This window comes from Flavobacteriaceae bacterium (genome assembly GCA_003443635.1).
Lineage (GTDB): Bacteria > Bacteroidota > Bacteroidia > Flavobacteriales > Flavobacteriaceae > AU392.
The window spans coordinates 3,235,052-3,247,951 of sequence record CP031964.1 but is presented as its reverse complement, the minus strand read 5'-3'; the positions used below and the strand labels follow the sequence as shown (position 1 = coordinate 3,247,951).

The following is a 12,900-nucleotide window of genomic DNA, read 5'->3' as shown; positions in this document are numbered from 1 at the left end:
GTACTTTGTTGAAAAAAAGTTTTAAAACTATAACAAATCTTATAATTATTAGTTAGTATTGTATAAACTGATAATTGTCAATTTATAAGCTATATGAAAGGACCTCTTTTTTATTCAAAAATTTTACTTTTCGGAGAATATGGTATTATTAAAGATTCTAAAGGATTGTCTATTCCTTATAATTTTTATAATGGTGCATTAAAAGTAGATAATAATACTTCAGATGAGGCTATCGCTTCTAATTTGAATTTAAAAAAGTTTGCACTCTATTTAGATACAATTGATGATGGATTGGTAATTTTTGATTCAGAAAAATTACATAACGATATTGATGCAGGAATGTATTTTGATTCTTCCATTCCGCAAGGATATGGGGTAGGAAGTAGCGGTGCTTTAGTTGCAGCTATTTATGATAAATATGCAAAAGAAAAGATTACAGTTTTAGAAAATTTAACCAGAGAAAAATTATTAAAACTTAAAACTATTTTTTCGAAAATGGAAGCGTTTTTTCATGGTAAGTCATCAGGGTTAGACCCATTAAATAGTTATTTAAGTATTCCTATTTTAATTAATTCTCAAGATAATATAGAAGCTACAGGAATTCCTTGTCAGAATTGTGAAGGTAAAGGCGCTGTGTTTTTATTAGATAGTGGTATCACAGGTGAAACAGCACCAATGGTTCGTATTTTTATGGATAACATGAAGCAAGAAGGATTTCGTAAAATGCTTAAAGATCAATTTATAAAACATACAGATGCTTGTGTTGAAGATTTCTTAAAAGGCGATATTAAATCATTATTTAATAATACAAAACAATTATCTAAAGTGGTCTTAAATCATTTTAAACCAATGATTCCAAAACAATTTCATACGCTTTGGAAAAAAGGAATTGAAACTAATGAGTACTATTTGAAATTGTGCGGCTCAGGTGGTGGTGGTTATATTTTAGGATTTACTGAAGATATTGATCGTGCAAAAGCATCACTTTCAGATTATAAATTAGAAGTCGTTTATAACTTCTAATCTCTTGCTATTCTGAATTTATTTCAGAATTTATTCAAAATTAATATAATGCTTACAAGAAAACAGAAACACATTTTACTAAAGTTTTTTAGTATGTTTTCTGTAGTACGTGGTTATAATATATTAATTGTTATAATAGCACAATACCTAACTTCAATCTACATTTTGGCTCATGATAAGCTGATACGAGAAGTTGTATTAGATTTGAATTTATTAATGCTAGTCTTAGCATCTGCAGCAACTATTGCAGGAGGATACATTATTAATAACTTTTATGATTACGAAAAAGATTTAATTAACAGGCCACAAAAGTCAATGTTAGATCGATTAGTAAGTCAAAACACAAAGCTCTCATTTTATTTTGTATTAAACTTTCTTGCAGTTATTATGGCAAGTTATGTATCATTTAAGACTGTGATTTTTTTCTCAATTTATATTTTTGGAATTTGGTTTTACTCACATAAACTAAAAAAACTACCTGTTATTGGGAATTTAACATCAGCAATACTTGTTATAACTCCATTTTTTGCAGTCTTTGTGTATTACAAGAATTTCGACAAAGTTATTTTCGTTCATGCTACATTTTTATTTTTAATTATTGCAATGCGAGAACTTACTAAAGATCTAGAAAATATAAAAGGCGATTTAGCTCTGGGGTATAAAACTATTCCTATTGTTTATGGCGAAGAAATTTCAAAAATAATGCTTACAATATTAGTGCTGTTTACATTAGTACCAATATTTTTATTAGTGACAAAGTTTGAGATAGGAGAGATGTATTATTTCTTTTATTTAAGTGTATTATTACTAATAATATTTTTAATATTGTTGTGGAAATCAAAAACAAAAACACATTACCTTATACTTCATAATATACTTAAGTTTATTATTGTTTTGGGAGTGTTTAGTATATTGTTAATAGATATAGATATAGTTTTAAAACGAATTTTATAAAATGGAAAATATTTTAAAAATTGCAATGGCTCAAATAGCACCAGTGTGGTTAAATAAAGGCGAAACACTTAAAAAAATTGAAAGTTCAATTTTAGATGCTGCTAAAGAAAATTGCGAACTTATTGTTTTTGGAGAAGGATTACTTCCAGGATATCCTTTTTGGTTAGCTTTAACTGGAGGTGCAGAATGGAATAAAGATGTTGTTAAAGAATTACATGCACATTATACAAGAAACTCAATTCAAATTGAAGCGGGAGAATTAGATACTATATGTAAATTGGCCAAAGCTAATAATATTGCTATTTATTTAGGAATTATAGAACGTGCTAAAAATAGAGGAGGGCATAGTTTATATGCATCTTTAGTATATATTAATCAAGAAGGTGAAATTAAATCTGTACATCGTAAACTACAACCAACATATGACGAACGTTTAACTTGGGCACCTGGTGATGGTAATGGGTTACAAGTACATTCGCTTAAAGAGTTCACAGTTGGTGGATTAAACTGTTGGGAGAATTGGATGCCACTACCTAGAACAGCCTTGTATGGTTTAGGCGAAAATTTACATATAGCAGTATGGCCTGGAAGTGATCACAATACAAAAGATATTACACGTTTTATTGCAAGAGAATCTCGTTCTTTTGTAGTTTCAGTATCGAGTTTAATGAAAAAAGAAGATTTCCCTCAAGATACACCTCATTTAGATAAGATTTTAGAAAAAGCACCAGATGTTTTAGCAAATGGAGGTAGTTGTATTGCAGGACCAGATGGTGAATGGATTATTGAGCCTGTATTACATAAAGATGGTTTAATTATTCAAGAAATAGATTTTAATCGTGTGTATGAAGAACGTCAAAATTTTGATGCTGTAGGTCATTACTCAAGACCAGACGTTACAAAACTTACCGTAAATAGAGACCGACAATCTACTGTAGAATATAATAGCTAATGTAAAGGATTGTTTTACCTTTGCAAAAAATTAAGTAATGAGTAAGCAACGGGGAAACAAGGGAAAAGAAAAAGCTTCAGCGCGTATTGGTAAATCTAATCCAGCTAAAAGTTATACGAAAAGAAGACAGGAACCTGTAAAGAAAAAAACGACCTCTAAACCTACGTCAAACCCTAATGAGATTAGGTTAAATAAATATATTGCGAATTCAGGTATTTGTTCACGTCGCGATGCAGATATGCATATCTCTATAGGAAGCGTTACTATTAATGGTAAAGTAGTAACTGAAATGGGCTATAAAGTAAAGATAGGTGATGAGGTTAGATTTGATGGTTCTAGAATCTCTCCAGAAAAAAAAGCTTATGTGTTACTTAATAAACCTAAAGGGTTTGCAACAACTACTAGTGAAAGTAAAGGAAAAACAGTAATGGATCTGGTTGCTAATGCAACATCATCTAGAATAAAACCCATTGGTAGGTTGGGTAGAAACTCAACAGGACTTTTACTTTTTACAAATGATGAGGTTATTGTTGAAAAATTCACGAATTCTAAAAATGGAGTAGCTCGCTTATTTCATGTAGAATTAGACAAGAATTTAAAATATGAAGACCTAAAAGCCATAAAGGAGGGATTTAAAATTGATGGTAAACTAATTGCCGTTGAAGAAATAAGTTATATAGAAGGTTCTCCTAAAAAAGAAATAGGATTAAAAATAAAGAACACTGGAAATACTATTATTCGTTCTATTTTTGAACACTTTAAATACGATATCATTAAGTTAGATTGTGTAATGATTGGTCATTTAACCAAAAAAGATATTCCGAGAGGACATTGGAAACACTTAACTGAGTTAGAAATAAGTAATTTAAAGATGTTATAACTGCTTATAAGAATGCCTTATTTTAGATTTAAATAAGGCATTTTTTATATAGAATACTTTCCACTTTTATTACATCATTCCCATATCATCGGCAGAACGGCCATAACTTGCAGGAACCTTGGCATCATTCATTCGTAAATAAACACCAAGTTGCGCTCTATGATGTACAATATGACTCATTACCATAGTTCTTAAAACAGCAGCTCGTGGCATTGTAAAATAAATTTGATCACCATTTCTGAGAGACCAGTTTGCCAGCATTTTTTCGTTAGTCGTATTTTGTAGAGATTGCTTTGCAGCTTCAACATTTTTTTCGAAAAAATCGATCACTTCTTGTTTAGATCCAAAGTTAGCAGGAGTGTAATTAGCAGTTGCAAAATCCATTTCTTCTTGTTCTAGAGTACCATTAACCCATGTTGGAATCTCTGCAATATGATTTGCAAGCTCTTGAGTGTTCATAGATTTTTCGTGTGGTTGAAAAGAGAAAAAATCGTCAGATAGCTCGTTAAGAACATTCTTAGTTGTATTCATCTCTTGTTCAAATTCTGGAAGTAATACTTCATTAAGATTCATATTTTTAATGTTTTATAAGTTTAAAAAGTAAATCTAAAATTAAGAAAATTAAAATGAAGCTGTGTTAAGTATTCCTTAATTGGAGTTTCTTGAAAAAAACTTCCCAAATAAACACACTATATACAACAAGATACTCTAAAGCTATAATCCATAAGTTCTCTGTATTATCAGCATTTGCATAGGCTAAATAACTTATAATGATGATAAAACTCCATACTAAAGGGAATTTATAATTTGTGAAAACGGATAGTATTAAAAGTGTTGCAACATACCAGGGATGTACAGTTGTTGAATTAAAAAAATAAATGGTTAACGCAAATAGCATTGTGGCAATAAGTTGTGTAATTGTAGTATTCTTTTTAAAGAAAGTTAAATACAATACATATAAGAATACTATTATCGGAAATATTTTACCAATAATAGCTATTTCATTGTACCCCCTAAATAAATAACCTATTTCTCTAGCTATATAATATATACTCGCATTAAATTCAAAATTTTGAAACCAAAGACCTACAGTTTGTGCATAATTGTTTATAAACTGTATTGAAAAAAATGGTGCAAAAAGTAATGCTATAGTACCAAATATTATTGTGTAAAAACCAATGAGCTTTGTTATTCCTTTAAATATGTCATTGCGAGAAGTTGTTTTTAATGAGGTGTTAATCCTACTACTCTTTTCAACATATTGCTTTGCTTCATTCACTACAATATTTTTACGTTTAACAAACCATTGAAAAAATAACGGTAAAAAAATAAGAGGAATAAGTTTTACAGATATGGATAATGCTAAAACTATTGCGGCAAGTTTCCATTTGCCAGAATTAAGGAGATATAAACTCCAAATAATAAAGAAAATCATTACTCCTTCAAAGTGAAGATTGCCTGTAAGCTCAATAATGATAAACGGATTTAAGATATACCAAAATATATTATGAACTGGAATATTTAGTTTTTTTAAAAGCTTTTTTCCAAAATAAAGTGTTCCAAAGTCAGCAGCGATAATAAGCAAACGCATTACCATAGCAGAACCAACAATACTTTTGCTTGCAAATAAAGCAGCAATTGCAAAACATAACTGATTAATTGGAGGGTAATTAGTATAATGCCCTGCATTTAAAGCTCCCATGCCATTGTATAATTCTTGCGCTTGATTAACAGGAAGTTCTCCAGAACTAATAAAAGAAGTGACAGTATGTAAATAAGGATTTAACCCTTCTAGTATCATTCGACCATCCCATATAAAACGATAGAAATCTTGTGATAAGTTTGGAATAGCTATTAAAAATAGTAAACGGAATAAGAAAGCAATTCCAATTAAAAATTTAATATCGAGTTTAAATTGTACTAGTTTGTAAAAGAGAAAGAAAAGTGCTGAATAAAGCGTAATTAATTTTACATAATCTGTTCTTAGCAAATCATAAGCAAATGCTAGATAAAATAAAATACAAATTATAGTAAATAATAAAGGAATCTTATGTTGTTGTAAATAAGCTTTATTAAGCATAGCTGTATCAGTAAAATAATTATCTTTTTTGTAAGTCAAAAAGATTTAAACGAGAAACGAAATGTAGCTTTGTGAAAATTAAACTATACTTCCCAAAAAGCATATTATACTTTTGATGTTAATGATTTGAAAAACACAAACCCAAATCCGAAGAATAACATTAAATGAAATGGGAATAATCCAAAATCACCACCTTGATCTCCTACAACAAAAGCACTATATAGTCCAAATCCAAAATAAAGCATTAAGGCGCCTTCGATAATTACATTAAAAGAAAGTTTCTTTTTTAAATATTTATTTCCTTTCCAACTATCTTTTAAAGTATTGATGTTAAATTTAGGAGTGCGTACAAACTCACTTCGCTTACCAATATGTCCTTCTAAAACAGCTATAGAATTATGAAGCGAAAACCCCATTGCTATCGAGAAAAATGTGAAAAAAGTACCTACATATTTAGCGAAATTTTTAATACCACTACCATAAATACTTTTATACATAAACCAATAGCATATAAAGAAAATAAGAGTACTTATAACAAAGAAACTCATTACTATAAAGTATGTTTTTAAATGTGCATATTCATTTTTTATATACAACATCGGAATGCTTAAGATAGCTACAATTAAAATACTTAAAAACATAGTGCTATTAAGTAAATGTAAAATACCATGCACTTTACTTTTAAATGAAATATTTTTACTCTGTAAAACTTTCCAAAGCATTTTTCTGAAATTTTCTGCACCACCTTTATTCCATCTAAATTGCTGAGAACGTGCAGCACTAATAACTACAGGAAGTTCGGCAGGGGTTTCAACATTCTCTAAATATTTAAATTTCCAGTTTTTAAGTTGTGCTCTATAACTAAGATCTAGATCTTCTGTAAGTGTATCTCCTTCCCAATTACCGGCATCAATAATACATTCTTTGCGCCATACCCCAGCTGTACCATTAAAATTAATAAAATGCCCTTTACTATTTCGGCCTACTTGCTCTAAGGTAAAATGGGCATCTAGTGCAAAGGCTTGTACTTTTGTTAATGTAGAGTAATTACGATTTATATGACCCCATCGTGTTTGTACAACACCTATTTCTGAATCTTTAAAATAAGGAATTGTACATTCTAACCAATCTTCTTTTGGAAGAAAATCTGCATCAAAAATAGCAATAAACTCACCTTTTGCTGTAGTAAGACCTTCTTTAAGTGCACCAGCTTTAAATCCAACTCGATTTTCACGACGAATGTGTTGAATATCTAAACCAGTTATTTGTAATTCTTTAATACGTTTAGCCGTAGTTTGTATAGACTCATCTGTAGAGTCATCTAAAACCTGTATCTCTAACTTATCCTTTGGATATTTTATTTTAGCAATGTTATCGAGTAATCGATCCATTACGTATAATTCATTATATACAGGAAGTTGTATAGTTACGTAAGGAATTTCGTTTTTATTTTTTAAGTTAAACTGCTCACATTTTGTGTCTTTTTTTTGTGCAGTGATATAATTAAATAATAGATTTAACTGAGCTAGCGCATACATAAAAATAAGTATGAGTGCTGTTGAGTAAATTAATATAATTATGGTTTCTAATATCATTACTTAAAACTATATTTAAAAATCCAACTTAAAATTTTGAACCCTGCAAAGATAGTACCTTTTACAGTTCCTGAAACTTTTGAGACCCCTATTCTTCGTTTATATTTTACAGGAATTTCTATGTACGATAATTTTTGTTTTAATGCTTTTAATTGCATTTCTACTGTCCAACCGTAGGTCTCATCTTGCATATCTAACGCTAAGAGCTTATCGTATTTTATAGCTCGAAATGGCCCTAAATCTGTAAACTTGGCTCGAAACATGATTTTCATTAAAAATGTAGCTAACCAGTTTCCAAAAACTTGTTGAGGAGTCATAGATCCTGATTCTCGTAGTCGTTTTACTCGTGCTCCAATTACAAAATCGATATCATTTGTTATAATAGGGTTTACTATTTCGATCAGTTGTTCAGGGTAATCACTGTAATCGCCATCTAAAAAAACAATAATATCAGGTGTTTTATCAGAATTTGCTATGTATTCTAATCCTTTTAAGCAAGCATATCCGTAACCTCGATTAGGCTCTTTTATAACGGTAGCGCCAGCTTTAATAGCTTCACCCTCTGTGTTGTCTGTTGAATTGTTATTAACAACAACTATTTCGTCAACAGTATCAGGAATATCATTAATTACATTTACTATGGAATCTGCTTCGTTAAATGCAGGAATGATAACTTTTATAAGTGTCATTTAAGGTCGGAGAGTTTGTTATCTTTTCTAAAGGACTTATAATCTGTCCATTCTTTAATTTTTTTTCCGTCTTTATATTTTTCGGCTTTAACTAATTTTTCATTTTCGTAGCGTAAACAATAACCATCTTTTTTCTCACCGTGTAATTGACATTTATGGTTAATTAAATTCATTTTGTCATAAAATACCCACCAACTACTTTTTTTACCTGATTTGTAATGTCCTTCACTCTCTTTCTTGCCATCCATACGATAGAATTCCCAGAAATTAGTTTCTTTATTCATAGCATATATACCATGTTTATGCAAAGTTCCATTTTTATAATAGAATTTCCAATATTTTACTTTTTCTCCCGATAAGAAAAAACCTTCTTTTTCTAAAGATTTGTTATCATATAAAAACTTCCAATATCCTTCTTCTTTATCAACCTTATAATCACCATATTTTTGAAGTGAACCATTTTCATAATAAAACTTCCAATGTTTTGTTTTTTGATTCAATCTATAATAGCCTTCAGATTTAAGTTTTCCATTGTTATGGTAAGATTTCCAGAAATTATTTTGTTTACCGGTTAAATAAGTGCCTTCTTTTTCTAATTGTCCGTTTTCATAATAAAATTTCCAGTAATCTGTTTCGATTTGTCCAATTAACCAACCTTCAGCCTTTAAATTACCATTATCATAATATGTTTTTTGATAGACCTTTTGTGCTGAAATAGAAAGGAATACAAATAAGGAAATTGTATTTAAAATAGAGGTTTTCCCTTTTAGTTTAAATGAGGATGTGTATATGTTAAAATAGGTATTCACCATCTTAAAAATCATATTCTGAATAGATTAAACTAAAATTTCTTAAAGTTTGGTCGTTAAGAATGCAAATACCTATCTAATTATAATTTACTTGATTTTGGAATTTACTAACTCCATTAAATCTACATCGTTTCCTAACAATACATCTGTTGGGTTAATACGTCCTTCCATAGAATCATTTTCTAATTTTAAAACCCCTCTTGGGCAAACAGCAGCACATATACCACAACCCACACAACTTGAACGTACAATATTTTCTCCTTTTTGAGCATAAGCTCTTACATCAATACCCATTTCACAAGTATTAGAGCAATTACCACAAGAAATACATTGCCCACCGTTTGTTGTAATTCTGAATTTAGAGAATAAACGTTGTTGAAACCCTAAAATTGCAGCCATAGGACATCCCATTCTACACCAAGTTCTATTTCCTAATATTGGATAAAATCCAGTACCAATGACTCCTGAAAATATAGATCCTATATAAATACCATATGTAGATCTAAGTGTTCCATTATTTATAAAAAACACTTCATTAATTGTCCCTGTAAGGTGAAGCGCTACTAGTAACCCTAAAACAACAAAGTAGCCTATTGCACCGTATTTAGTATCTTTACCTAACTCTTTGCGTTTAAAAATCATAACTGCTGCAAAAATTAAAGTTAAGAATCCTCCAGATAATAAAAGGAAAGTGCCTTTTGTTAGCCAATATTTATTTGGGTCATATCCTAAATAGGTATACACTAAAGCAATAGTCATAATTACAGAAAATACGAGAACAGCATGTATCATCCAACGCTCCAATTTCCAAATTGACATCTTTTTAGAGGATAACTGTCTAAATGAATCTCCAGCAGTTTCTGCCAGTCCTCCACAACCACAAACCCAAGAGCAATACCAACGCTTTCCGTATTTATAAGTTAAAAATGGGGAGATTACAAAAATTGATAATATTCCAAAAATTAAAAATGCCATTCCAAGCGAGCCACTATTAATAAAACCATCAATTCTGTATTGATCAAAGTTATAATAATTAAGAGGCCACATATTTGCTAAATTGTTATATGGTAAATCAGAATTTAAACGATGTAGAAATTCAGGAATTAAAAAAGCAAACCCTAATTGGAAAAACATAACCGATGCTGTACGTAACTGCTGATAACGATTATGCTTATATTTTAACATAAATTTATAGCCAAAAGCAAAAATAGCTAATGTATATAGTACGCCGTAAACAAACCATTCACTGGCATCTCGACCTGCCAGTAGTTGACTTAGAGGATCAAATAATGATATTAATCCAGTATTAGCTCCATCAATACCTTGCCCTTTACCTAATAATTCTGCTTTAAAATATAAAACGATATAAAATGCAGTAAGTATAATACCTGCTATCCAACCCCATGCACCACGGGATGAAATAGATTTAAACCAAAGGCCATCATTTTTAATGCCCTCTAATTTAGATAAATACATATCTCTTGAATAAATAACTGTACCTAAAGAAATAAGCCCTAAAGAAACAACTAAAAATATAGCTTTATTGGGCAAATTTATATTTGCTAACGCTAATACTAAGATAAACAAACCAATTACTCCTAAAGCTAATGCTATTTTTTGTTTGTTTGAAATGTCTTGTGGATCAGGTTTAGCCAAAGACATACTATGATTTAATTTATTACTCATTTTTAATATTGTTATGCTGTTTGTAATTGATTTTTAAATGCTGATTGAATTTCTGACTCAAAAGTCTTATAAAATTCCGGATCAAAATTAGCTTCGGCAAGATTATTAATAACATAATCTACATCTCTCTGTTCAGTTAACCAACGATCAAAAGTTTCATGACGCATTCTAATACCAAAAGTATTGATGCCAATAAAAGCATTAGTTTCTGTATTATAATTTACGGTAATACATTTAGTGTCATCTTCGTGTTTCCAATGAAAATGTGCTTCATTTTCTCTTGGCTTGGAAAATACCCATCCGTAAGTTTGATATTCTATATCTAAAAACTTAGCTGAGTTAAACCAATGTCCAGGATTATATTGTATACGATTACCACAAATAGTTTGCGCTAAAGTTTCTCCCATCATGCGTCCGGTATACCAGACAGCTTCAATAGGGCGGCGTCCATTTATACCTTCGTGTTGTTCTGCACAATCACCAATAGCATAAATATCTTTAATATTAGTTTCTAAAAAACGATTTACTTTAACACCTCTTCCTAGTTCTATACCAGAATCTTTAAGAAAATTAATGTTTGGAGAAACACCCGCAGTTAGTCCAACAACATTACACTCTATAACTTCATTAGTTTCGGCAATTGTAATAGATTTTACATTTCCGTTTTCGTCAGAGGAAATTTCTTTTAGATTAAACCCTAAACGTAAATCGATATGATGATTTTTAATATGCCTGTTTATCATTTGACTTTCACCGTCTGGTAAAACACCATTCCAAAAACTTTTCTCACGAACTAAAAATGTTACAGGGATGTTTCTACTATTTAACATTTCTGCTAACTCAATACCTATAAGGCCGCCACCAACAATTACTGCGCGTTTACAAACTTTATTATTAGGCGCACGTTTTTCGAGATTTTCTAAATCTTGTTTATGATACATTCCCATTGCACCATTTAAATCTTGTCCTGGCCAACCAAATTTATTTGGCTTGCTACCAGATGCAATAACTAATTTATCATAAGACAAAGTTTCTCCGTTATCAAACTCTAACTGTTTGTTAGAAGTATTGACCTTAGATACATACCCATTTTTTAATTCAATTCTGTTCTTCTCCCAAAACCAATTCTCATAAGGTTGTGTATGTTCAAATTTCATATGCCCCATATAAATATACATAAGTGCAGTACGAGAAAAGAAATAATCAGTTTCTGCAGAAACAATAGTGATTTTTTTGTCTGAAAGTTTACGAATATGCCTAGCTACTGTAACGCCAGATATTCCATTTCCAATGATAACAATGTGTTCCATAAATTAGTTGTTGTTCGTTACTAAGTCGGACATAAATATACAAACTTAATTAGCTATCAATTATTTAGATTTAGTATAAATAAGTTAATATTATTGATTTAAGTGTAAGGTTAAGAAATAGATAATGATTTCTAAAAAATGTAAGTAAACAACATTTTTGTTCGACAGAAGCTACAATTAAAATGAACTTGAAAAAAAATAAAATGAAAAAATATATACTTATACTAACTGTAATTTTAATATCTAATTCAGGATTCACACAAGATATTAATACGTTTTTTGCCAAAGCAGATACTTTTTTTAATAGTTATGTTAATAATGGAAAGGTTGCTTATTCAAAAATAAAATCTGCTCCAGCATCTTTAAATGAATTAACAAACCTTATAGAGAAAATCACAGTTGCAAAAAGTGATGCAAATGCTTATCAAGCGTTTTGGATTAATGCTTACAATTTATCTGTAATAAAAGGAATTGTAGATAATTATCCTACAAAATCTCCTTTAGATAATGCTGGATTTTTTGACAAAACAACTTACAGAATTGCAGGAAAATCTATAACATTAAACGATATAGAAAACAAAATTTTAAGAGCGGAATTTAAAGATGCTCGTTTTCATTTTGTATTGGTTTGTGGGGCTATAGGGTGCCCGCCATTAATTAGCAAAGCTTATTTGCCAAATACTTTAGATGCACAAATGGATGAGCAAACTAAAATTGCTTTAAATGGAAATTTTTTGAAGGTAAATGCCAAAAAAAAGCGAGTAGAAGGATCTCAGATATTAGAATGGTATAAAGAAGATTTTATAAAGAATGGAAATGAAATTGACTTTATAAATACTTATAGAACAGAAAAAATTCCGAATAATTATAAACTAAGTTACTTCACTTATAATTGGAATTTAAATAAACAATAGATATTAAA

At 29.9% G+C, this 12,900-nt stretch carries 12 protein-coding genes; 5 read left to right on the top strand and 7 right to left on the bottom strand.

Annotated features, from left to right (window positions below; translation table 11 throughout):
* Window positions 1-93: 93 nt before the first annotated feature.
* From D1817_14920 to D1817_14905, 4 genes are read left to right on the top strand one after another with little or no spacing between them, the layout of a single operon-like run.
* On the top strand, window positions 94-1,023 hold the full coding sequence (locus D1817_14920) for a mevalonate kinase (protein ID AXT21112.1): 930 nt from the start codon (window positions 94-96) through the stop codon (window positions 1,021-1,023).
* Window positions 1,024-1,071: 48 nt separating this feature from the next.
* Window positions 1,072-1,977 carry a ubiquinone biosynthesis protein UbiA gene (locus D1817_14915; GenBank protein ID AXT21111.1) on the top strand — a complete coding sequence of 302 codons (906 nt, stop codon included), beginning with the start codon at window positions 1,072-1,074 and terminating at the stop codon, window positions 1,975-1,977.
* Between the two features lies 1 nt (window position 1,978).
* Complete coding sequence (locus D1817_14910) at window positions 1,979-2,929, top strand: carbon-nitrogen hydrolase family protein (protein AXT21110.1); 951 nt, start codon at window positions 1,979-1,981, stop codon at window positions 2,927-2,929.
* 37 nt (window positions 2,930-2,966) lie between these two features.
* Window positions 2,967-3,809, top strand: a complete 843-nt coding sequence (locus tag D1817_14905) for an rRNA pseudouridine synthase (GenBank protein ID AXT21109.1) — start codon at window positions 2,967-2,969, stop codon at window positions 3,807-3,809.
* A 69-nt stretch (window positions 3,810-3,878) separates the two neighbouring features.
* On the opposite strand, the gene D1817_14900 is transcribed toward D1817_14905, so the two are convergent.
* The 7 genes from D1817_14900 to D1817_14870 form a co-directional block, all read right to left on the bottom strand.
* Window positions 3,879-4,382: a DinB family protein gene (locus D1817_14900; GenBank protein ID AXT21108.1), complete on the bottom strand. Its 504-nt coding sequence runs from the start codon at window positions 4,380-4,382 to the stop codon at window positions 3,879-3,881.
* Between the two features lie 64 nt (window positions 4,383-4,446).
* A complete protein-coding gene (locus D1817_14895; protein ID AXT21307.1) occupies window positions 4,447-5,889 on the bottom strand; it encodes a mannosyltransferase in 1,443 nt (480 codons plus the stop codon).
* Window positions 5,890-5,993: 104 nt separating this feature from the next.
* On the bottom strand, window positions 5,994-7,484 hold the full coding sequence (locus D1817_14890) for a glycosyltransferase (GenBank protein ID AXT21107.1): 1,491 nt from the start codon (window positions 7,482-7,484) through the stop codon (window positions 5,994-5,996).
* Window positions 7,484-8,173 (bottom strand): glycosyltransferase family 2 protein, encoded by a 690-nt coding sequence (locus D1817_14885; GenBank protein ID AXT21106.1) that lies wholly within the window; start codon window positions 8,171-8,173, stop codon window positions 7,484-7,486. The genes D1817_14890 and D1817_14885 overlap by 1 nt, the downstream gene beginning before the upstream one ends.
* A complete protein-coding gene (locus D1817_14880; protein ID AXT21105.1) occupies window positions 8,170-8,997 on the bottom strand; it encodes a hypothetical protein in 828 nt (275 codons plus the stop codon). Before D1817_14880 ends, D1817_14885 begins: the two co-directional genes overlap by 4 nt.
* Before the next feature lie 72 nt (window positions 8,998-9,069).
* Window positions 9,070-10,668, bottom strand: coding sequence for a 4Fe-4S binding protein (locus D1817_14875; GenBank protein ID AXT21104.1), 1,599 nt, complete (start codon window positions 10,666-10,668; stop codon window positions 9,070-9,072).
* A gap of 11 nt (window positions 10,669-10,679) precedes the next feature.
* Entirely contained in the window at window positions 10,680-11,978 is a 1,299-nt protein-coding gene (locus tag D1817_14870) for an NAD(P)/FAD-dependent oxidoreductase (GenBank protein AXT21103.1), read from the bottom strand.
* A 203-nt stretch (window positions 11,979-12,181) separates the two neighbouring features.
* Between D1817_14870 and D1817_14865 the strand changes: the two genes are divergently transcribed.
* Window positions 12,182-12,892, top strand: a complete 711-nt coding sequence (locus tag D1817_14865) for a DUF547 domain-containing protein (GenBank protein AXT21306.1) — start codon at window positions 12,182-12,184, stop codon at window positions 12,890-12,892.
* Window positions 12,893-12,900 lie beyond the last annotated feature (8 nt).

Bases quoted from the DNA above. Each gene is read 5' to 3' on its own strand.
- D1817_14905 (AXT21109.1), top strand. From the start codon at position 2,967: ATGAGTAAGCAACGGGGAAACAAGGGAAAAGAAAAAGCTTCAGCGCGT.
- D1817_14865 (AXT21306.1), top strand. From the start codon at position 12,182: ATGAAAAAATATATACTTATACTAACTGTAATTTTAATATCTAATTCA.
- D1817_14875 (AXT21104.1), bottom strand. From the start codon at position 10,668: ATGAGTAATAAATTAAATCATAGTATGTCTTTGGCTAAACCTGATCCA.
- D1817_14910 (AXT21110.1), top strand. From the start codon at position 1,979: ATGGAAAATATTTTAAAAATTGCAATGGCTCAAATAGCACCAGTGTGG.
- D1817_14900 (AXT21108.1), bottom strand. From the start codon at position 4,382: ATGAATCTTAATGAAGTATTACTTCCAGAATTTGAACAAGAGATGAAT.
- D1817_14880 (AXT21105.1), bottom strand. From the start codon at position 8,997: ATGATTTTTAAGATGGTGAATACCTATTTTAACATATACACATCCTCA.
- D1817_14885 (AXT21106.1), bottom strand. From the start codon at position 8,173: ATGACACTTATAAAAGTTATCATTCCTGCATTTAACGAAGCAGATTCC.
- D1817_14870 (AXT21103.1), bottom strand. From the start codon at position 11,978: ATGGAACACATTGTTATCATTGGAAATGGAATATCTGGCGTTACAGTA.
- D1817_14895 (AXT21307.1), bottom strand. From the start codon at position 5,889: ATGCTTAATAAAGCTTATTTACAACAACATAAGATTCCTTTATTATTT.
- D1817_14915 (AXT21111.1), top strand. From the start codon at position 1,072: ATGCTTACAAGAAAACAGAAACACATTTTACTAAAGTTTTTTAGTATG.
- D1817_14920 (AXT21112.1), top strand. From the start codon at position 94: ATGAAAGGACCTCTTTTTTATTCAAAAATTTTACTTTTCGGAGAATAT.
- D1817_14890 (AXT21107.1), bottom strand. From the start codon at position 7,484: ATGATATTAGAAACCATAATTATATTAATTTACTCAACAGCACTCATA.